18 protein-coding genes are annotated in these 21,725 nt (G+C 59.9%); 11 read left to right on the forward strand and 7 right to left on the reverse strand.

Going from position 1 to position 21,725, the window contains the following annotated elements; genetic code table 11:
* Positions 1–30 precede the first annotated feature (30 nt).
* Complete coding sequence (locus IDH44_RS00420) at positions 31–192, forward strand: hypothetical protein (RefSeq protein ID WP_190913687.1); 162 nt, start codon at positions 31–33, stop codon at positions 190–192.
* Between the two features lie 37 nt (positions 193–229).
* On the forward strand, positions 230–718 hold the full coding sequence (locus IDH44_RS00425; RefSeq protein WP_190913636.1) for a hypothetical protein: 489 nt from the start codon (positions 230–232) through the stop codon (positions 716–718).
* A gap of 37 nt (positions 719–755) precedes the next feature.
* Here IDH44_RS00425 and IDH44_RS00430 read toward each other — a convergent pair whose 3' ends face one another.
* The 3 genes from IDH44_RS00430 to IDH44_RS00440 form a co-directional block, all read right to left on the reverse strand.
* Positions 756–1,586: a carbohydrate ABC transporter permease gene (locus IDH44_RS00430; RefSeq protein ID WP_190913638.1), complete on the reverse strand. Its 831-nt coding sequence runs from the start codon at positions 1,584–1,586 to the stop codon at positions 756–758.
* Positions 1,586–2,458 (reverse strand): carbohydrate ABC transporter permease, encoded by an 873-nt coding sequence (locus tag IDH44_RS00435; protein ID WP_190913640.1) that lies wholly within the window; start codon positions 2,456–2,458, stop codon positions 1,586–1,588. The genes IDH44_RS00430 and IDH44_RS00435 overlap by 1 nt, the downstream gene beginning before the upstream one ends.
* Before the next feature lie 100 nt (positions 2,459–2,558).
* Positions 2,559–3,872 carry an ABC transporter substrate-binding protein gene (locus IDH44_RS00440; protein ID WP_190913642.1) on the reverse strand — a complete coding sequence of 438 codons (1,314 nt, stop codon included), beginning with the start codon at positions 3,870–3,872 and terminating at the stop codon, positions 2,559–2,561.
* A 183-nt stretch (positions 3,873–4,055) separates the two neighbouring features.
* Between IDH44_RS00440 and IDH44_RS00445 the strand changes: the two genes are divergently transcribed.
* Genes IDH44_RS00445 through IDH44_RS00460 form a run of 4 tightly spaced genes read left to right on the forward strand, consistent with a single transcriptional unit; the run spans position 4,056 to position 8,787 of the window.
* Entirely contained in the window at positions 4,056–5,837 is a 1,782-nt protein-coding gene (locus tag IDH44_RS00445; protein ID WP_190913643.1) for a cache domain-containing sensor histidine kinase, read from the forward strand.
* 15 nt (positions 5,838–5,852) lie between these two features.
* Positions 5,853–7,361 (forward strand): response regulator, encoded by a 1,509-nt coding sequence (locus IDH44_RS00450; RefSeq protein ID WP_190913645.1) that lies wholly within the window; start codon positions 5,853–5,855, stop codon positions 7,359–7,361.
* Positions 7,362–7,363: 2 nt separating this feature from the next.
* Positions 7,364–8,218: a hypothetical protein gene (locus IDH44_RS00455; protein ID WP_190913647.1), complete on the forward strand. Its 855-nt coding sequence runs from the start codon at positions 7,364–7,366 to the stop codon at positions 8,216–8,218.
* 20 nt (positions 8,219–8,238) lie between these two features.
* Positions 8,239–8,787 carry an NUDIX hydrolase gene (locus IDH44_RS00460; RefSeq protein WP_317890080.1) on the forward strand — a complete coding sequence of 183 codons (549 nt, stop codon included), beginning with the start codon at positions 8,239–8,241 and terminating at the stop codon, positions 8,785–8,787.
* 11 nt (positions 8,788–8,798) lie between these two features.
* On the opposite strand, the gene IDH44_RS00465 is transcribed toward IDH44_RS00460, so the two are convergent.
* Together IDH44_RS00465 and IDH44_RS00470 are read right to left on the reverse strand one after the other, a co-directional pair.
* Positions 8,799–9,002, reverse strand: coding sequence for a hypothetical protein (locus IDH44_RS00465; protein WP_190913651.1), 204 nt, complete (start codon positions 9,000–9,002; stop codon positions 8,799–8,801).
* A 332-nt stretch (positions 9,003–9,334) separates the two neighbouring features.
* Positions 9,335–9,583 (reverse strand): hypothetical protein, encoded by a 249-nt coding sequence (locus IDH44_RS00470; protein ID WP_190913652.1) that lies wholly within the window; start codon positions 9,581–9,583, stop codon positions 9,335–9,337.
* Between the two features lie 298 nt (positions 9,584–9,881).
* Between IDH44_RS00470 and IDH44_RS00475 the strand changes: the two genes are divergently transcribed.
* The 4 genes from IDH44_RS00475 (at position 9,882) to IDH44_RS00490 (ending at position 15,804) form a co-directional block, all read left to right on the forward strand.
* On the forward strand, positions 9,882–12,185 hold the full coding sequence (locus IDH44_RS00475) for a helix-turn-helix domain-containing protein (protein WP_190913654.1): 2,304 nt from the start codon (positions 9,882–9,884) through the stop codon (positions 12,183–12,185).
* Positions 12,186–12,309: 124 nt separating this feature from the next.
* Positions 12,310–13,842 carry an extracellular solute-binding protein gene (locus IDH44_RS00480; RefSeq protein WP_190913656.1) on the forward strand — a complete coding sequence of 511 codons (1,533 nt, stop codon included), beginning with the start codon at positions 12,310–12,312 and terminating at the stop codon, positions 13,840–13,842.
* A gap of 130 nt (positions 13,843–13,972) precedes the next feature.
* On the forward strand, positions 13,973–14,899 hold the full coding sequence (locus IDH44_RS00485) for an ABC transporter permease (protein WP_190913658.1): 927 nt from the start codon (positions 13,973–13,975) through the stop codon (positions 14,897–14,899).
* 29 nt (positions 14,900–14,928) lie between these two features.
* A complete protein-coding gene (locus IDH44_RS00490) occupies positions 14,929–15,804 on the forward strand; it encodes a carbohydrate ABC transporter permease (RefSeq protein WP_190913660.1) in 876 nt (291 codons plus the stop codon).
* A 392-nt stretch (positions 15,805–16,196) separates the two neighbouring features.
* Here the strand turns inward: IDH44_RS00490 and IDH44_RS00495 are convergent, their stop codons facing one another.
* On the reverse strand, positions 16,197–17,168 hold the full coding sequence (locus IDH44_RS00495) for an alpha/beta hydrolase fold domain-containing protein (RefSeq protein WP_190913662.1): 972 nt from the start codon (positions 17,166–17,168) through the stop codon (positions 16,197–16,199).
* 172 nt (positions 17,169–17,340) lie between these two features.
* Complete coding sequence (locus IDH44_RS00500) at positions 17,341–17,610, reverse strand: CD3324 family protein (RefSeq protein ID WP_190913663.1); 270 nt, start codon at positions 17,608–17,610, stop codon at positions 17,341–17,343.
* Between the two features lie 448 nt (positions 17,611–18,058).
* On the opposite strand from IDH44_RS00500, the gene IDH44_RS00505 reads away from it, so the two are divergent.
* Positions 18,059–21,709, forward strand: coding sequence for a glycosyl hydrolase family 28-related protein (locus IDH44_RS00505; protein WP_190913665.1), 3,651 nt, complete (start codon positions 18,059–18,061; stop codon positions 21,707–21,709).
* Positions 21,710–21,725 lie beyond the last annotated feature (16 nt).

The raw sequence follows: 21,725 nt of genomic DNA on the forward strand, positions 1-21,725 counted from the left end.
AGCAAGGTCATAGTGGGTTTGGAGGTGCGAATGATAGGTATAGTGATTGCAAGTCTACTGTTCCTTTGCCTTGTCAGCCTTATCGGCAATCTCGTTAATCAGACTGCGGCGCTGCGCAAGATGGACGGCATGCAGCGTTCGCTCGACGATCTCAATCAGAAGCTGCGCGACTTGCAGCGCAATCGCGAGTAGTCGTAGAATATCGGAACGTCAGAGGGGGGATCTGCCATTGTGTGGGAAGCGCTCCATGGCTCTTGAGATACCAGGCTTCAATAAATATACGATAACGTTACTCATGCTGGCGCTGCTATGCGCCTGCCAAAGCGGAGACATCGTCGAAAACGAAACGGTCGAAGCTTTTGGCACCGAGACGTATACGGAGCAGGGGCAGACTTTGGAGGCAAGCGGGTATAAAAAAGTGAATGCTATTACATACGTAAAAGAAAACAAACAGTATATCGAAACCCGGATTCGGGCCATTGAGGATTATTACGATTCGGAAGGAAACTACTTGCGCACGGAAATCTTCGATCAGTCCGGGAGGCAATCGAAATGGGACGGCACGGTCGATTCGGACGAAAAAAGGGATGAGGCAGTGGATCCGCTTACGCTGTATGTGCCCGATGCTGAAGAAGCATCAAGCTCGCGATCGCTCGACGAAGCGAAGCAGGCAGAGATCCGGGAGCTGGTCGAATCGTGCACCGATCAGCTTCGCTAGTCGGGCAGTACCACAAGCGGAGGACCGCCAAGGGGCCTTACCCCTTGACGGCACCGGCAGTGAGGCCGCTGACGATGTATTTTTGCGCCAGGATGTACAGGATCAGGACCGGCAGCGAGGTCATGACCAGATCGGCGAAGATCAGGTTCCAGTCGCGACTGTAGAGGCCGTAGAAGTTGTAGATCGAGAGCGGCATCGTCCAGGTCGAGCTGTCCGTGAGGAAGTAGATCGGGATCGTGATGTCGTTCCAGACCGACATGAACACCATGATCGCGACGGTCGCGTTGACCGGGAGGATCAGCGGCGTGATGATGCGGAAGAAGACGTCGAACATGTTCGCCCCTTCCAGGAACGCGACCTCGTCGAGCGCCTTCGGAATGGTGCGAATGAAGCCGCTGTACAAGAAGACGCTGAATGCGGTATTGAGCGCCGCATAGATGAAGATGACGCTGGTGACGCTGCCATAGAAGCCGAGCCACTGGACGACCCGGATCGTGGTAATGACCGACATCGGCGCGATCAGCCCCATGAAGAAGAACAGGTAGAGCGCACTCGCCAGCTTCGTGTCGCGCCGCACCAGGATGAACGAGGCGGCCGAGGACGTCACGACGTTCACAATCGACGAGATGCCGGTAATGATGATGCTGTTGAGGAACGCCCGGCCCAGCCCGCCCTGCTCGAACACGGTCACATAGTTGGAGAACAGCCACTTCTCCGGCAGCGCGAGCGTGAAGCGCAGCACCTCGGTGCTGTTCATGAACGAGCCGAACACCATCAGCAGCAGCGGCAGGATGATCAGCAGCGAGAGCAGGATGAGCAGCGCTTCGACGATATAATTGCGAATCTGAAGACGGCGCGTGTAGCCCATTATTCGGATACCTCCTTGCGCCGCATGAAGATCAGCAGCGGGATCGAGATGACGGCGACGAACGCGAACAGCAGCGTATTGATGGCTGTGCCGAGGCCCCAGCTGCCTTCCCCGAACGTGCGGAGGATGATCGTGCCGAATACCTGCGAGGCGTTGCCCGGGCCGCCGCCCGTGAGGATGAACACCTCGGAGAACACCTTCAGCCCGCCGATCAGGGTGAGCATGACGTTGATATTGATCGCCGGCAGCAGCAGCGGCAGCGTGATATGCCGGAAGCTCTTCCAGCTCGTGGCCCCGTCAATGGTGGCCGCCTCGTAGTAATCCTTGGAGATCGACTGCAGGCCGGCCAGATAGATCGCCATCTGGAAGCCGGTCGTCTGCCAGATGGACACGGCGGCGATCGTCCAGATGACGATGGACGGATCGGTGAGCCACGCCTGGCTCAGGCCGTGCAGGCCGATCGATTCGAGGATGCGGTTCACCGCGCCCTCCGTGCGCAGCAGCGGCGTGAACACGATGCCGATGACGAGGATGCTCAGGATCGACGGCGAGTAGAAGATCGCCCGCAGCAGGTTGCGCGTCTTGAGCCGCATGTTGAGCGCGACGGCCAGCGCGATGCCGAGCACGTTTTTGCCGACGACGGTCGCGACGGCGAAGATGAACGTGTTTTTCAGCGCGAGCAGCAGCGTGTCGTCCGTGAAGATGCGGGTAAAGTTGTCCCAGCCGACGAAGTTGATCTCCAGCCGGTCCAAGCGCCAGTCCGTGAACGAGTAATACAGCCCGATCAAGGCCGGAAGGACAAAAAAGATGCTGTATATCAGCAAGGCCGGCCAGATGAGATAGTAGGAATACAAGCGTTTTTGAATTTTCATCTTTTTGATCACACTCCATTATGCGAAACCGGACGAGGCCGCCTGCCGGCCCCGTCCGCGCGTTCGCATCAAACTTTTTAGGTCATGTAGCCGGCATGGATCAGAAGCCTTCTACGCCCTTGTCCTTCATCAGCTGAATGAACTTGTCGCTCCAGGTCGAGAGGACTTGCTCGGCCGTCTTGGAGCCGGCGAACTGGTCCTGCAGCGCCCGATACAACTCGCTGCGGTCGACGAGCATGTAGGCGTCGGTCGTCAGCGTGGTTTTCTTCGGCGTGATGTAGTTGTCCACGATTTCCTGCTTGTAGCCCGGCAGCTCGGGCGTGGTAACGTCGCTCAGATTCGAGACGTAGGCGCGCTCGTCCACGATTTGCTGCGCCACTTCCTGCGACGCGACATAGTCGAGGAATTTTTTCGCTTCTTCCTTGTACTTGGCTTCCTTCGGAATGAAGAGCTGGCCGCCCAGCGGACTGGCGCCGATTTTCGGATCGTCGCCGCTTGGAATGGCGAACAAGCCCAGGCTAATGCTCGGATCTTTTTCCGCTACGCTCTCGATCAGCCAGTCGCCCATGAACATCATCGCGACTTCCTTGTTCAGGAATTTGCCGACCGCCATATCGTAGCTGTCCGCGAGTACGTCGGCGTTGGTATAGCCTTTTTCATACACTTCGTATTGCTGCTCGAGCGCCGTCACGAACTCCGGCACGTCCGTCCATTTCACTTCGTTGGCGTTGAGCTGGTCGAACCAGGACGGCTCGACGGCGTTCGCGAATGCGGCAGCCGGCCAGATGTTGGCGGCCCAGTTGTCCTTGTACGGCATGAATACCGGCGTGATGCCGTTCGATTTGAGCGTCTCGCATACGGCGAGGAATTCTTCGAACGTCGTCGGAATCTCGAGACCGTATTCCTCGAACATGTCCTTGTTGTAAACGACGCCCTGCATGCCGGTATCCTGGCTGATATGGAAGCTGTACACGTGGCCGTAGGCCGACAGTACGTCCTTGTTCTCCAGGCGGCTCACCCAGGCCTCGTCGTCGAGAATCTCGAAGTTGCGTTCCAGATTCAGGTCGGTCGTGGCACTTGCCAGATTATATTGCACGAGATCCGGCGTTTCGTTGACGGCCAGCTTGGTCTGCAGGACGGTCGCGGTCTGTTCGGCCGGCAGCAGCTGCAGATTAATGTGAATGTTCGTTTCTTTTTCGAAGTTGTCGAGCAGCGTTTCGTCGATGAACGGCGAATCCTGCGAGCTTTTGGAGATGGCCAGCTCGATTGTAACCTTTTTACCGCCTGCACTGGCGCTATCTCCCTTGTCGCCGGTAGTATTGCCGGTGTTGCCCGAGCCGCTGCCGCAAGCGGCCAGCGAGACCGAGAGCAAGCCTGTCAGTGCGATACCGCTCCACTTTTTAATCGGTTTCATTGTGAATCCCCCTATGCGAAGTGATGTCGTTTCTTTCATATCTTGATTATAGATGCCGCCACGTGTGAGGTACATGGCTGCCATTTACCGTTAAGGTGTAAAATTCTGAACCGTGTGCCGGACTTGTCTTCGTTGCGCCGTGAGTGGTACATTAGGGGCATCAAGGCGGCAAGGAGGAGCACTGTGGCGACAACGACCGCACGAGCTGCCGGATCCGGCAAAAGCTTAAGCTTGCAAACAAAATTTGTGCTGACTTTTCTGATCCTGCTCATTATTGTGCTCGGTAGCTTCCTGATCTATGTCAATTGGCTGGTCATTCGGCCGTTGCAGGAAAGCTATGAAGCCGGACAGCGACAGACGGCGGCTAATGTGAGCAGCCAGCTCGATCTCTATATTTCAGGACAGAACCAATTGACGCAGCGCGTGCTGGCGAATCAGGAAGTTTTTGCAGTCATGGCGAACGTCAACCGGGCGACGCTTGTCTCGGACAAGCTCGCCCGCAGCCGCAAGCTCACGGGTATAATGTTCTCCGCGCTCGGTCCGAGCATGAATATCCGCGACATGTACGTGCATGATCTGGAGGGGACGGCGATCGCCTCCTTCATCGGCTACGATCTGAATCAGGTGTCGCTGGCGCCGCTGCTGGATGATCCCGAGACGGGGGAGGCGCTGCGCAGCGGTTATGTGCTCACTCGCGGGCCGAGCGGGGAGATTGCCTTCATCCGGCCGATCGTCAACCAGAACGGCGAAGGCTTCGGCTACTTGACTGTGCAGCTCGACGAGCTCTACCTGCGCAAGCCGGCCGACGGCGTCAGCGCGGGCGACGTAGTGGTCGTCGACGGCGACCACGGCATCATCACCGCCTCGGCGGGCGTGGAGGCAGACGAGCTGGCCCAAGGCCTGCGCGCGCCGGATGGCGACAGCGGCATGTACGTGGACGCCGAGGACAACTATGTCGCCTACCATCAGTCGGCGATGACCGGCTGGACGACCTACATTCTCTCTCCCGAGCGCGCGGTGCTCGGGCCGGTCAACTCGGTGAAGTATATCTCGATTGCTCTGCTCTCGGCGCTGCTGCTCTTCTCCGCGTTGTACATCTACGTGTCCGCCAAAAATCTGCTGCTGCCGATCCGCAAGCTGCGCAATCAGCTGCTGCGCATCACCTACAGCAACATGAACGTCAAGGTGGACAGCCGCTCGCACAACAACGAGCTGCTGCTGCTCGACGCCGCCTTCCGTGAATTGCTGGAACGGCTGCAGCAGTCGATCGAGCGCGAGAAGCAGGCGGTGCGCGAGGAGGCCTCGGCGCGCAGCTCGGCGCTGCAGGCCCAGATTGCGCCGCATTTCATTCATAATGTGCTCTACCTGATCAGCGTCGCGGCCCAGGAAGGCAAAAACACGGTCGTCAGCGCGATGTGCAAGCATCTCTCGGAAAGCCTGCGCTACATCGTCTCCTCGCCTTATCAGCATGTCTCGCTGGCGCAGGAGCTGGAGCATACGCGGCATTACTTGTCGCTCGTGCAGCAAAATTACGAGGACGACCTCATCTGGAGCATCGAAGCGTCGGAGGCGATCGCGCATATTCAGCTGCCGCGGCTGGTCATCCAGCCCCTGGTGGAGAATTGCATCGAGCATGCCTTCGGCCATACCGATCCGCCGTGGCGCATCCGCGTCCAGGTGAAGGCGTATACCGGACTATGGGCGGTCGAGATCAGCGACAACGGCTCCGGCTTCGAGCCGAGCAAGATCAAGGCCATTCTCGAGATGATCGAGCAATCCGGAGAAGGGGCGCGCGAGCTCCAGGGCGGTGAGACGGGGATCGGCAACATGGGCATCGTCAACACGGTGAACCGGCTCAAGCTGATGTACAAAAACCGTCTGTTCTTCAATATCTACAACAACCCTGCGCACGAAGGCGGGGCGACGGTCCAGATCATCGCTTCGTTGACCAAGGACTTCTACTAGAAGGAGGGGATCGCGGTGTATACCGTGCTGATCGCAGAGGACAGCAAGCCGATCCTGCGCAACATCCGGTCGCACCTGGAGTCGCTGGGCTTGCCGCTCGCAGTCGCTGCTACGGCGGCCAATGGCGAGGAAGCGCTGGAGCGGCTGCGGGAGCGGCCGGTCGACATCCTGCTGACGGACATCCGCATGCCCAAGCTGGGCGGCATGGAGCTGATCGAGCAGGCGAAGGCCGTCGCGCCGCACCTCAAGGTCGTGCTGATCAGCGGCTACAGCGACTTCGAATATACGCGCCAGGCGCTCAGTCTACAGGTATTCGATTACCTGCTCAAGCCAGTGGAGCGCAGTCAGCTCGAGGACGTGCTGGGCCGCCTGACCCGCCATCTGGACGAGCGGCCCCAGGCAGTGCGCCAAGCGCCGGGGAATGCGCTGGAGTCCTTGCTCGTGCCGGGGCAGCCGCTCCGAGCGGAGATCATGCGCCGGGGTCCGCAAGTGCCGCTCGTGCTCTGCCGCCAGCCGCTGACGCCGGCTGGACAGCCCTGGACGGCCGCGCAGCTGCAGGCCGCGCTGGATGCGCAGCTGCCGCCGGATGCGAGCGCGGTACTGGCGCTGCGCGAGCGCGAGGCGATGCTGGTGCTGCTCGCGCCGGCGGTCTGCACGGGCTACAGCAACGCTTGCGAGCTGATGCAGACGTTGACCGCGGAGCTGGACGCGCGCGGCCTGCACGCGGCGGCGGCGGGCCGGCTGCAGCCGCTCGATCCGGAGCGCTGGGCGGATTTTGGCCGTCAGGCGCTGCGGCGGCTGGACGAGGAGCTGGGCGCGCTGGGCACGCCGCCGCTCGATACGGCGTATCCCGGCGGCGCGGTGGCCGGCGGAGTCGCAGCGGAGCAGCTGGCGAGCCGGTTCGCCGAGCTCATTTTGCAGCGGCAAAAGGAGCCTTTTGCGCTCAAGCTCGAGGAGCAGCTGGCGAGATGGCAGCAGTCAGGCGTGCGCATCGCCGAGCTGGAGCGTTTTTTGACCGTGATTGGCGACACGCTGGCTACGCTCGATCCGGATCTGGATGCAGCGGGCAGAGGGGAGCTGGCGGCGGAGGCCAGGCGGCTGCTGGAGCAGGAGAGTTATGATAAATTTGCACGGGCGCTGCAGGCCTGGACGGCGACGCAGTTCGAACGGCTGCTGGCGAGCAACAAGAAAAGCGGGACGGAGCTGTTCCAGCAGATCGACGATTATTTGCGGCTCAACATGTATTCGTTCGTGTCGATGGCCGATCTGGCGGAGCGCTTTCACGTCAGCCCCTCGTATATCAGCCGCATCATCAAGCGGTATTCGGAACGTACCTTCGTCCACTATTACATGCAGATGAAGATCGAGGAGGCGCGCCGTCTCATGGCGGACAAGCCGCAGCTGCGCATCCGCGACATTTCCGACGCGCTGGCCTTCAGCGACCAGCATTATTTCTCCAAGGTGTTCAAGGAATATGCCGGCTGCACGCCCAGCGAGTACAAGGAGCGGCTCCAGGAGGAGTAAGCATGAAAAGCAAAGCGACGAAGGAGTTAAGCTGGGGTAAAGGGGGAAACGGTGTGAACACGCAGAAAAGAAAGCGCGGACTGCAAGCCGCGCTGCTGGCGGGACTGGTGATACTGCTGATGGTGACGGCCGCGTGCAACAACGCAAGAGGCGGAGGCGGATCTTCCAGCGCCGACTGGGCCTACCGGTTCGTCGTGTGGAACGGCGACATTTACACGATGACGGATACGGTCGTTGCGGAAGCGGACGTTGGGGAAGCGATCGGCGAGGTCACGTATTATTCCGACGAGGAAGGCACGTACGCCGACGGATTCTCCAATGTCTACCCTGCAGGTACGAAGCTGTACCGGCTCCTGGATGCGCAGACGAACGAAGCGATTGCCGTACAGGACTCCGACCAAGGCTATATGCGGGCCAAGCATAGCGGCAAATATGGCGGCGGTTCGAATGCGGCCAGTCACGACGTCTCTCCAAACGCTGCAAACGGCAATGCGGATCCGGTCAATGGAGAGCCACCGTCTCAGCCGGTCTATCTGACTACGGAGGGGGCCACGGGGGACGAACTCGAGGTGCTGGAGCTTATCAATCGACGGGTTCAATCCCTATGGGAAGGCGACGAAGACGCGTATTGGAGGCTGATGGCCCCGGATGCCCCGTTTACGACTTTTCCGAGCTACCGCATTCGGGAGTTGCGGATGGTCGAGCCGGTGACGATTCAGGAGCAGCAGCGGCTTTTTCAGGCAGTGGCGCTGGTTGAAGAATGGCGAATCGACGAGGATGCGCCCGGACATGCCATGTACGTGCTGCACAAAAGCAAGGAAGAAGGCGCCGCTTGGCGCATTGCCGATATCGATTAGGCAAAGGAGTGAACGATCGGGTGAAGCTGGAGCAAGCATTATATCCCGCCTTGGCGCAGCCAATCCAATGGGGGCCGGTAGAGGCCAGGTTTCAATTGTCGGAGCAAGTGGACGAAGCCGCGGTATCGAATGTGAGCATCATTCCTTACAGCGGGGATCGCTATGTCGTCTTTCAGGTGGAGGGCGGCACGTGGGAGCTGCCCGGCGGCACGCTGGAGCCCGGCGAGCGCTATCCCCAGGCCTTGGCACGGGAAGTGCGCGAGGAGCTCGGAGCGGAGCTGTTGCATTATCGCGTGTTCGGACAGTTTCACTGCCGATCCTGTGCCGAGCAGCCGTACCGTCCGCATATCCCCCATCCGGCGTTCACGCGTCTGGTCGGCTACGGCGAGGTCCGGCTCGTCGGACCGCCGCTCAATCCTGCAGACGGCGAGCAGGTCATTGCGGTCGAAGCAGTGCCGCTCGAGGAGGCGGTGCGCCGCCTGCTGCAGGCGGGCAGATCGGATATTGCCGACCTGTATCGGCTGGCCCATGCGGTACGGATGCCCGCAGGCACGAGCCCCCACTTTTAGAGCGGGGCGAGCTACATCAATCGTACGAATTCGTCCATAGACTGTGCTTTAGCGGCCAGTTTCAGCCAATATTTTAATTGGTCGGCTTTCGTTTCTTTCAGAATTTTCAACTTTACCTGATCGGAAACGGCGCCCAAATCCTGCATCAATTCAAGTGCGGCTTCCTTTTTTCCCTGTTCAATGCCCTGTTTCATCCATTTTTCGTCCAGCTTCATGTCCGTGACAAGCTCGTCGAACAATTGATGTCCCTTTTCTGGTGCGATTGAAACCGTCCTTATCCCTTCACCATCGGCCAACGAACCTAACGGTTGCCACAGCGGCTATTGCGCCCAAAAAAGCGCCGATTGAATTGTAACGGTTGCCACAGGTCTTATTTTCTTGAAATCCATTGAAAAAACGCGATTGAGGCCAAATAAGCGCTGTGGCAACCGCTAGCCTGGAAATCGCCTGAAATTGATCGAAATAAGCGCGCTGGCAACCGTTAGCTGAGGTGCGTCCGTTTGCCCGCCTGATGGATGAGCTGTCTTTGGTTATTTCGTGAAGGTTCCTAGCGTTCTCCGTTTGTTTTGATCACGGTCAGCTCCAGCTTTACGCCGGAGCGTCCGTCCATACTCGATTGGGTCTGATGAATAGCGCGAATCCTCGCTGACGCCGTCACGCCTGAGGCCAGCACCTCTTTTTTGTCGCGCATCGTTTGCCGCGCTGCGGCGATCATGCGGCTCACGATGAACACGGTGAAGGCTCCGCTCAGACATGCGAGGCCGACGATGATCGCAATGAGCAGCTTCGTATCCATATGGTTCGCCCCTTAGCGTTCGTCTCTACTGAAAAAAGTATGGCCAGTATACGCGACAAATGGCCAGCTTGTCCAGGCTGGCCGGATCTAATAGGTCGAGGCGTGCAGTCCATTTCACACGTTTATTGTCGTCCTGCAGCGAGTGATGCAAAAATTTATCCTTCGCCGTCCTTCCCGCAGCGAGCTGTTCGGGCCGCCGATTGCCTGCCTGTCCAAGTCCCTCTATAATGAAGAGAACCTTATTCCGGCCCAGACCGACACAATTCCCACCCAGACCGACAGAAGGGAAACTTATGCGATGCGCAATCAAAGCATGCTCGTCAAAATGATCGTATACGGCTGTATCCTCAGCGTGCTCCCTGTCGTCTTCCTCGGAGCCTACGCCTATACCCAATCCGCCAAGCAGGTGCGGGAGCGCGTCGATCAGGCCGAGCTCCAATACGTGCGCCAGCTCAATGCGAGCATCGAGCAGGTGCTGACGACGGTCGACCATACGCTCACCAATCTGGTGGAGTCGAATGTGATGGACCAGTCGCTCTACAGCCCGCTCGGCGCGCTGCACTTCCAACTCTACAATCATCTGAAAAGCGAAATCACCCACCTGCAATCGTTCGATACGAAGGTGGAGGACGTCATCATCGTCAACGAGCAGCAGGACTGGATCGTCAAAAATTCGGGCATCCGGCGGCTGAACGACCACCCGGATCGCGATACGTATCTGGCCTACTTCGAGCTGCAGCATGATTCGTCCTGGGTGCTGCTGGACAAGAGCGCGTTCACCGACGCGATCTCCAGCTACAGCTGTCCGCAGCTGGTCGCGCTCGTGAAAAAGCTGCCGGCCATTCGCATCGACAAATACGGACTGGCGATCGCGACGATTCCCGTCTGCCAGATCGCGCAAATGATGACCGACGGCGCAGAGGCCGAAGAGGTCATCGTTCTGGATGCGGACGGACAAATCATGGTGCATCGCGATCCGGAAATGATCGGCCGCTCGCTTGCTTCGCATCCGGTATTGGGCGGGCAAGTCGCGTTCGAAGCGACGTCCGGCCAAGTCCAGGTCACCCATGACCGCGAGCTGTTCACCGTGACCTACTACAAGTCCGGCCTCAATGGCTGGACCTATGCCACGGTCGTCTCCATCGAGCAATTGACCCGGGAATCGCGGCAGATCGGCTGGCTCACGCTCGGCATCAGCCTCGGCATCATCCTGACCTCGATCGTCTCCGTCTGGCTCGTCTCGCGCCGCCTGTATACGCCGCTCAACCAACTGGTGCGCGCGATCGAGCGCGATCCGTCGGGCGGTGGAGCCGGGCCTGGCAACGAAATCGAGGTGATCGAGCGCCATATCACCGCGCTGTTCCGTTCCCATTCGAACCTCGAGCGCGAGATGCGCAGTCACGCTCAGCAGGTCAGCGCCCTCTTCCTGAGCCGACTCTATGCGGGCCAGCTGCGGCAGGCCGAGATTGCCGACAAGCTGGCGTACTTCGGCTTCTCTGGCGATGCGTCGGGCTGGAAGCGGATGGCGGTGGCCGCGCTGCAGGTCGATACGCTCGAGCACTCGCGCTACGAGCCGCAGGATATGGAGCTGCTGCTGTTCGCGATGATGAACATCGCCGAGGAGGTCGTACCGAAGGGGAGCCGGCTGCCGGCCGTGCTCGTCGATCGCTCGCTGGTGCTGCTGCTCGGCTCAGGCGAGGAGGAACAGCAGGAGGCGGATCAGCGGCTCTACGCGCTGACCGAATCGCTGAAGCGCCTCATCCAGCAATACCTGGACCTGTCGGTCAGCATCGGCATCAGTCTGTGGTTCACGGAGATGAAGCAGGCTGCGCGCGCCTACGACGAGGCGCTGGAGGCGCTCAAGTACCGGCTGCGGCTGGGCAAGGGCGTGATCGTGCCGCTGGGCAGCGTATATGCCGACAAGCCGTCGGTCATCATCGCGTACCCCGATCGCACGGAGCATGAGCTGATAGATGCGGTCAAGCTGGCGGACGAGGCCGAAGCGCTGCGGCTGCTGCACAGCTGGATGGAAGAGGCGGAGCTCAAGACGAGACTGCCCGGCGAATACCAGCTCGCGCTGATGCGGCTGCTGAACCGGCTGCTCGTACTCGCGCAGGAAGCCAATGCCATGCACGGCGGGACCAGCGCAGGCTACAATGTGTCGATGCACGACGAAGTGCTGGCGCTGCACGTCGGCGAGGAGATCGAGGAATGGTTCAAGGACAAGCTGATCGTGCCGCTCGTACGCTTGTTCGGCGAACGCCGGGACTCCGCGGACCAGAAGCTTTCGGAGCGAATCATCGATCTGATTGCGCATCATTACGCATCGGAATTTACGCTTGACGATTGCGCAGCCAAGCTGCATTACAATGCCAGTTATTTAAGCAATATATTTAAGAAAGAAACGAATATGACCTTCAGCGAATATCTGGCGGCCTACCGCCTGCAGATGGCCAAGCGCTGGCTGACCGAGACGGATATGACCGTCAAAGAAATCGCCGAGCGGCTGAAATATACGAACTCGCACAATTTCATTCGCGCCTTCCGCAAGCAGGAGGACATGACGCCGGGGCAGTATCGCAGCCGTTACCGCGGTGTGTAATGCATAATCATTTCGTTGGAAAGCCTTGTCCCGCAAGGGTTGCGGCCAAATGAGTATAGCCGATACGGCCCGGCGCGGCATACGATAAGGGCGCAGGACGAACCACGAAAGGGAGGGCATTCCAATGGCAAAAAGAAAAATTGCGCTGGCCGGCGCAATGGCCGCGATGCTGCTCGTCACGGCGTGCAGCGGCGGTGGCGGCAACACCGGCAACGGAACATCGAACACAGGGGGAGCCAGCACGGGGGGAGCCAATGACGGGGGCGGGGAACGTCCGACGATCTCCATTATGACCCCGCTCCATCTGGCGGAAACGCCGGATGCCAAAATTGAAGAAATGATCGAGGACAAGCTGAACGTCGATCTGGAGATTCAATGGATTCCGGCTTCTACGTTCCAGGACCGGATGACCTCGGCATTCGCTACCGGGAGCCTGACGGACATCGTCAACATTCGCCTCGACGGCGCGAATCGCGAAGCGATCCAGGACGGGCAGTTCTGGGAAGTCGGTCCCTACCTGGACGAATACGAGAACCTGAGCAAGCTGCAAGAAGAAGTGCTGAACAACACGATGGTCGACGGCAAGTTGTATGCGCTCTACCAAGGGCGCCCGCTCTCGCGTCAAGGCTTGATCTACCGGGCGGACTGGGCAGAGAACCTCGGCCTGGCGACGCCGCAGACGCTGGATGAGCTGTACGAGATGATGAAGCAATTCACCGAGAACGATCCCGACGGCAACGGCCAGGACGATACGGTCGGTCTCGCGGATCGCAACGACTTTGGCTCCGGCGCCTTCAAGACGGTGGGCTCGTGGATCGGCATGCCCAATGAGTGGGGCATGCAGGATGGACAGCTCCGGCCAGCCTTCATGTTCCCGGAATACAAGGAAACGATGGACTTCATCAAGGACCTGCGCGATAACGGCTATATGAACTCGGACTTCCCGGTGACGAGCAAGACCGAGCAGCAAAACATGCTGATCAACGGCGAAGCCGGCACGTATATCGGCTGCATGTGCGATGTGCAGCAACTCTACACCGGTGCCTCGCAGTTGAATCCGGATGCGGCATTCGATGTGCAGAATCAGATTACGACAGATGGCGAACCATTCACCGTATGGTCCGGACCGGGCTTCAACCATCCGTATCTGTTCCCGAAATCGGCCGTCAAGACCGAAGAAGAACTCAAGCAAATCCTGGCCTTCATGGACGGTCTGATGGACCCGGAGATCGCCAATCTGCTCTATTGGGGCATCGAGGGCGAGCACTACACGATCGAGGACGGTCTGGCCGTGCCGGTCGCCGATCAGGGCAAGATCGACCGCGAGGTCAAGCCGTACAACACGATCGAGGTCGGCGATCCCGCGACGAGCGGCCGTCTGGCCGGCAAGTACGAGTATGCGCCGATGCAGAAGGCGCAGGAGCTGTTCGACGACAACGCCAATTACGCGGTGCAGGATCCGACGCTGACGCTCAGCTCGGAGACGTACACGGACAACAAGGATCGACTGGCCCAAATCATCACCGATGCGACCTACAACTATATGCTCGGCGAACTGGACGAAGCGGGCTTCGATCAGGCTGTGGCTCGCTGGCAATCCGAGGGCGGCGACCAGGTCATCGAGGAATTCAACGCCTCCTACGCCGATAGCCAATAAGGTGCGCTCAGTAGTATAGTTCAGCGGGAAAGGGGCGCGCTCGCGCCGAACATCGTCGTCTCCGCAGGCGGGGATGAAGGCGATCGGTCGAGACAGCGCCCCGACTCGTCCGAAGCGGAGGTAGGGTGGAATGGACCAACGACTGGGCGGCAGGAGCGAACTGATCCGCAGCCTGCTGCGCAACAAATGGTTGTATTTGATGATTTTGCCAGGCGTGCTGTACGTCATTGTGTACAAGTACATTCCAATGTACGGATTGATCATTTCGTTCAAGAACTACAAGCCGTATAACGGCATATGGGGCAGTGAATGGGTCGGCCTCGCGCATTTCGAGCGGCTCTTCCAGTCCTCGGAATTCTGGATGCTATTTTCCAATACACTGATTTTGTTTGCTTTGCAAATTATTGTGTTTTTTCCGATTCCGATCATTCTGGCGCTGATGCTCAACGAAGTGCGCTTCACGCCATTCAAGCGTACGGTGCAGACGCTGATCTATTTGCCGCATTTCATGTCCTGGGTCATCGTCGTCTCCATCAGCTTCGTGATCTTCACGACCGACGGCGGGATTATCAACGATATCCTGGAGAGCATGGGGCTGCAAAAGATCAACTTCCTGCTGAGCGAGGGCTGGTTCCGGCCGATGTACATCCTGCAGGTCGTGTGGCGCGAGGCCGGGTGGGGCACGATTATCTTCCTGGCGGCGATCGCCGCGGTCGATCCGCAGCTCTATGAGGCGGCCAAGATGGACGGCGCCGGACGGCTGCGCCAGATGGTCAGCATCACGCTGCCGGCGATCCGCAGCGTCATCGTGGTGCTGCTCATTCTGAAGATCGGCGACGTGCTGGAGCTCGGCTTCGAGCATGTGTATCTGCTGCTGAATTCGACCAATCGGCAGGTGGCCGAGATTTTCGACACCTACGTCTATGTCGCCGGCCTGAAGCAGGGCCAATTCAGTTATTCGGCCGCAGTCGGCTTCTTCAAGGGGTTCGTCGGGCTGGTGCTGGTCATGGGCGCCAACTGGCTGGCCAAAAAATACGGGGAGGAAGGCATCTACTGAAACGGGGATGTCCGTAAGGAGGGAAACGAATGGTTGGCGAAAAATCCTGGAGCAGCCGTTTGTTCAGCGGCATCAACGCGATTTTGCTCAGCTTGATTGCCTTGGTCACCGTGCTGCCGTTTGTTCATGTATTCGGCAGCTCCTTCGCCACATCGGCGGAGATCGCCGCGACGAACTTTTTGCTGATTCCGACGAAATTCTCGCTGGATGCGTACGCGTATATTTTCTCCACCAGCACGCTGCCCAAGGCGATGCTGGTCTCGATCCTGGTCACGGGACTGGGCACCGCCTGGAGCATGCTGATCTCGGTCATGACCGCCTACGGGCTCTCGCGCCGCGATCTGCGGGGCCGCAATGCGATCATGTTCCTGTTCGTCTTCACGATGTTGTTCAACGGCGGCATGATCCCGACGTTCCTGGTCGTGCAGGGGACGGGCCTGATTAACTCGTATCTGGCGCTCGTCGTGCCGGTGACGATCAATGTGTTCAACATGATCATCCTCAAGACGTTCTTCCAGAACCTGCCCGCCGGGCTCGAGGAATCGGCCAAGATCGACGGCTGCAGTGACTTCGGCGTCCTGTTCCGTATCGTCATTCCGTGCTCGATGCCGGCGATTGCGACGATCTCGCTGTTCTACGCGGTGACGTACTGGAACACATATATGCACGCGATCATGTACCTGAATGACGCGTCCAAGTGGCCGGTCCAGGTGCTGCTGCGCCAGATCATCGTGCTGGCGAGCGGGCTCAATTACGACAACACCGTCTACACCGACGTGCCGCCGCCCTCGCAATCGGTCAAGATGGCGGTCATCGTCGTCGCCACGCTGCCGGTGCTGGTCGTCTACCCGTTCCTGCAGAAGCACTTCGCCAAGGGCGCGCTGCTCGGCTCGATTAAGGCGTAGAGCAGGCTCTGAGTAGGCTCTGAGTAGGCTCAAAAAGCAGGCTCTGCCTGCGAAGAGGAAGCGGCCAAGCCGCAAAACGGCCCGCTGGCGGGCCGATCGCGCATCTGGGCTACTTTCATGACGAATATGTACGCCGCCGGCGGCGGCGCTGCTCGTGCTGGCGCTGCTCCTGCCTGGCGAAGCGGCTGGCGCGTGCTGGCTGCGCGGGCTCCAACTGGTCGCCGTCGCTGTCGTTGCCCGCTGCGCTGCTGGCGACGGCTGTGCGGGGAGCGCAGGATGCGGCACTCGCGCTGGCGCTCTTCGTCATGCTGGCTTACTGGCGTTTGCCGCCCTGGCTTGTGGTGGCGACAGGGGCGTGTGCGGCCTGGCTACTGCAGCTCGGGTGACGGATTTTATCGCAGGCCCAGCGCCTTCAGCAGAGCATGCTCGCTTGTTCTGGCGCCTTCCTGCGCGTAATGGGCCTGCGGAAACATCGGGGACATGTGATGGTAGCCGGGATAGACATGCAGCTCGACCGGTACGCCGTCGTAGGCCAGTTGCTTGGCAAATCGCAGGGCTTCATCGATGAACAAATCGATACTGCCGATGCTAATATAGGTCGGCGGCAGGCCGCTCAGCGAGCTGGCTCGCGCAGGCACGTAGTATTCGCTCACCTCATCCTGTCCCGGTTCATGGCCCAACACCGATTCCCAGCCAAAATAGTTGCTGCCCTTCGTCCAGAAAAATTCGCCCGCGTACGGGTGCTCCGGGGTAACGGCGGTGCGGTCGTCCAGCATCGGGTTGCGCAGTCTGAGATGATGAATGTCGAATTCCTGTTGGTCCCGAATGTATAAAGCGAGCCCTGCCGCCAATCCGGCTCCTGCGCTGCTTCCGCCGATCGCAATCCTGGTCGCGTCGATCCGCAATTCGTCGGCGTGCTCCACGCACCACTTGAGTCCCGAGTAGCAATCCTGCAACTGACTGGGTTGAACATGCTCGGGCGCCAGGCGGTAGTCGACCGCTGCGCAGCACAATCCGTGCTCGGCCGCGAGCGCCGCCAGACTCGTCCGGTCGCCGGCCGCACTGCCCGATACCATGCCGCCGCCGTGAATGGAATAGTAGAACGGCATCTTGTCATACTTTGGCCGCAGCGGCTTGATCATTTCGATCCGGATGTCCGGGCCGTCAAAAGAACTGGGCACCACGAGCTGTTCAAACGAAACCGGGTAATCCTCCGTCACATCGATCTGCTGCAGCACCTTGGCATGGCTTTCACGCGAGCTGTGCAGGATCTCGTCGGTCAAGTCAACCGTAGGAAATTGATCGACTGCGCTCAAAATTTCCGGGTCGACCAGATGTCTGCTTTTACTCGGGCCTTTATTCATTGTCGTTTCCTCGCTTTCCTCAAGCTTCCTTATCGATTCCCGCCAGCTTATTCTACCCTGATCGGGCAGCGCTTCATAGGACGACTATGACTAGGAGGTAAACTTGACCCTATTTTCATGCTGCTTAAAATAAATAAAAACACCGGTCAGTGAATGACCGGTGCCACGTCGATTACTTTTGCTTGGCATACACAATTCGCTTAATGGTATCGACGGAGAGAAAATAGTCCTCTGCCAACTGCTCAATGCTGGACTGATGGCGAAAGGCCTGCCGAATGGCATCGTTGCGGCGATCCAACGCCTGTCTGCCGCCGCTGAGACTGCCCCACTTGCGATAGGCTTGCGCTTGCTTTGGAATGTAAAGTGATTCGCCTTGAATATAGTGCTGAATTTCTGCGAGCAGACGCTCGGGCAGGATCTGTTTGGCATTCGTATATTTCACTTGCGCTCCACTCCTTATTTGAAATGAAAATAAGGCGCAAAGCCAAATGATCAGAAAAGCCTATGAAGCGTAAGCGTTACTTACGTTTTGCCCCATGCAAAGGTACGCTTTTCCGATCTCGGGCTTTGCATGAGTGGTGGAAGTCACAGACAATCGCAACGGATTCTCCATCAGTAGGCACCTCCTTTATTCGGTTAGTATAGCATAATTGTTACGGTTGAAAAAGCAAGCGGGCGAGGCGCGCCCGCCAAATTTCAAGGGATGATCATTGCGTTGGAACCGGGCTCGCGCTACATTGACTATGGACCGGCGCCAGATGAGCGGTGCGGCGGGGTCTGAACAAGAAGAAATTGGAAACGGTTACTTGGGAAGAAGGGAGGCTGGTAGCACCCGAGATCGGCGGACAAGTGACGGGCAACCGAATCACATGCAGAGGAGCGATGATGAAATGATGAAACTGAAAAAATGGTTCGAAAAGGCAAGGAGTAAAAGCATGCTGAGCGCGTTGCTGACGGTGTCGTTGACTGTGGCATCGGCGGCGGCGCTGTCGGCTTCTACGGCGAAGGCTGCGCCGACCGAGGAGCCGGTCGTGCTGCACGCGACCTGGAAGGCGGAGCCGGGCGACGTGATCGGCATCTACGGCGGTGCGCTCGGCGATCCGGACGCCGAGGTGATCGCGCAGCCGCTCGGGGCGGGATTGGCGCTGGATCCGGGCAATGCGACTGTGGAGCTGGAGGTCATCCAGGCTGAGGATCAGGTCATCCATGCGGCGCTGCCCGAGACGGCGCCGGACGATGTATACGCGCTGTGGGTGCAGACCGCTGCAGGGACGAGCGAGCCGTTCTGGCTCAACCGGGCGGAGCCGTTCTGGATCTCGGATACGACCGCTTACGAAGGGCAGACGGTGCGATTGTTCGGACGCAATCTCGTCGATCCGGGGAGCGGCAGCGCCGCGGGCACCGCAATCACACTGATCGAGACGACGACCGCTGTGGCGCTGAGCGCCACGGTGACGGCCGCGGACGCCTATACCGTCGACTTCGAGGTGCCGGCCGCCGCAGTCGGCGGCGAGTATCGCATCGAGGTGACCAGCGGTGTCGGCGGGACGTATGGCAAGGTGCTGCTGGAGGGTGATCAGACGCTTGCCGTCGTGACAGCCAATGCGCATGCGTCCGCACTGGAGAGTGCGCTCGGGCTGCAGGTGCACTGGCTGACGGAGATCCCGCACCAGCAAGTATTCGACGCGGACGCGTATGGGGCGTCCGGCGACGGCGTGACCGATGATACGGAGGCGATCCAGGATGCGCTCGACGCGGCCGAAGCGGCAGGAGGCGGGATCGTCGAGCTGGGGGAGCATGACTATCTGTTCACTTCACTGTCGATTCCCGCACGGACGATCCTGCGCGGAGCGGGCAAGTCGGAGACGCGGCTCGTCTACAGCGGCGAGGCGACGCCGGATTATCCGCGCTCGATCCTGCCGCGCGAGGCATTCACGAATCGCAACTACGGCGAAGCGCGCAAGCTGGTCTTCAGCGACGACCCGTATGCGGGCATCGCCGATCTGGCGATCGACAGCGACGCGATTCGGCCGTCCACAGACGATCGGCGGCGCATTCACGGCTACGTCGTGCCCGTCGCCTTTATCGGCGTGGCGCGGGGCGGACATGACGACTACGGCAGCGCTCCCGTACCGGCCGATTCGGCCGGCTACCTGATCAAGAACGTGCACATCGAAGCCTCCGACGGCTCGGCCGTGGCGATGTATACGACCGGTATCGGCGTCATTGAAGATTCGGAGCTGCTCGTCACGCACAGTGGCGTCGAAGCGAGCAATCGGCTAACCCGCTTCCGCGGCAATGAGGTGCGCAATATGATGCGTCCGGGCACGTACGTGTCCTCGGGCCGTGTCTGGTACGAGGACAACACATTGACTGGCGTCGATTACGAGACCTACGTGCCGACCGTCGGCTTCCGCTGGAATGAGGCGGGCGGCGCGATCGAGCATCGCTACGCAGACTTTCCAAGGGCGGAGAGCTATGTCGCGGGCAATACGACCGCGGGCGTCTTCGGCTCGGCGACCGGCAACGAGGGAGAGGGGCTGCTCTGGCAGGGAGCAAGCCGGCTGATCTATGCCGCCGTCGATGCGGCGGGCGCGCAGACGCTGACCGATACGGATGCGGCCTATACGTCCGGCTATGTCGGCCGCCAGGTGATGATTAACGGCGGGCGGGGCCTCGGTCAGCATCGGATCATTACGGCGGCGACGTCGACCGAGCTGCAGCTCGACGAGCCGTGGGACATCGTGCCGGATGCGACCAGCACCTACACGGTTGATGCGCTGACCGCTCACCACAACATTGTCATCGGCAACCATTTGGCGGGCCAGACCAACAAGGGCGGCATCATGTTCTACACGAAGGATTACGACAACATTATTGAGGGCAATACGTTGCACAACACCGGCGGCATCTGGATGGCGGCCAATCAGAACGACGACGGCAAGCGTGCAGACTATTCCTACTTTTCGTACATCGCGGACAATACGCTCAGCGGCAGCTCCAAGCCGGGACACGGACAGGGCAATACACTGGCAATCGGACCGGGCGTGGACGGCGGCATCGTCGCGGCGCCGGCTGCGGGTCTGCCGTCTACGGGGATCTTCGGCAACGAGGTGCGAGGCAATGAGCTGACCTCGATCGGCACCGACGTGCCGTACGGCTCTGCCTACGAGGCGCGCTATGTGACGCGCAGCGGCATCGTCGTCTCGACGCCGGGCGAGGCCAGCTATCCGATGGCGCTCGGCATGATCGTCGCGGACAATCGGGTGCGCGATGCGTATGCCGGTGTGCATCTGGCGGACAGCTCGTATCATACGCTGCTGGCGGATAATGACTTCACCGGCAACGGGGAGGCATACGACGACACGGGCAGCATCGGCACGGCATTGTGGCAGGGCGGCGAGGCGCTGCCGTATCTGACGTTTGCCGCCGCGCGCCAGCAGCTGGACGGCTCGGTCTGGCTCGATTGGCCGGAGGTCGACATGGCCGCGTCGTATACAGTGGCACGTGCGGTGTATGCCGACGGGCCCTATGCCGAGCTGGCGACGGTAACCGATCTGACCTACACCGACAGCGCCGCCGATGCGCTGCCCTACTACTACCGTGTCGTGGCGAAGGACAGCTCCGGTACTGCGGGACCGCCGCGGGTGGTGGAGGCGAGCTTCCAGCCCCGGCTGGCGGGCGCCTACGATACGAGCGGTCGCGCATTCGAGCTGGCAGTGGACGGCACGACCGTCTATGTCGCCGACCGCGACAGTCTGCAGATCCTGGATGCGTCCGATCCGGCGGACATCCAGCCGCTGAGCACGATCGCGATCGCCGTGTCCAATCTGGCGCTGGACGGGGATACGCTGTATGCGACCGGGGGCGGTAAGCTGTATGCGATCGACGTATCGGATCCGGTCGACCCGCAGACGCTCGGCTCGCTGACCGTCTCCAATGCGTCGGACATTCGCATCCAGGGCAATCTCGCCTATGTGGCGCGCGGTACGAATGGGCTCGGCATCTACGACGTGTCCGATCCGGCGAGCATCGCCTCGGTGCGCACGCTGAGCGGGCTCGGCAATGTCGGCAGCCTGCACATCGCGGGCGACTACGCCTATGTCGCAGGCGGTACGGCGGGATTGTCGATCGTCGACATTACGTCGCCGAGCGCGGCAGCGGTCATCGGTACGTACACGAGTGTAATCTCGGCGCGGCACATCGCGGTCAGGGACGACTACGCGTATGTCGCCAACTCGACGAACACCGGAGACGGCGGTCTGCTCGTGCTGGATGTGAGCGACAAGATGTCCCCGGCGTATGTCAGCCAGCTCGATACGGATTCGGCGACGGTCAGCGTGGAACTGGTCGGCCCGTACGCCCTGCTGGGCGGCTACCGCAACCAGCTCGTATATGCGCGCATCGCCGATCCGGCGGCTCCGGTCCAGGTGGGCGCGACGGGCACGCCGAGCAACAGCGCCTTCGATACGGTGACCGTCGGCGATCGCGTCTATCTGGCGAACAGCAATGCGGGGATCAAGGTCTTCACGGTGAATTGATCCGTCCCAGGTAAGA

The organism is Paenibacillus sabuli (assembly GCF_014705605.1).
Taxonomy (GTDB): Bacteria; Bacillota; Bacilli; order Paenibacillales; family Paenibacillaceae; genus Paenibacillus_D; species Paenibacillus_D sabuli.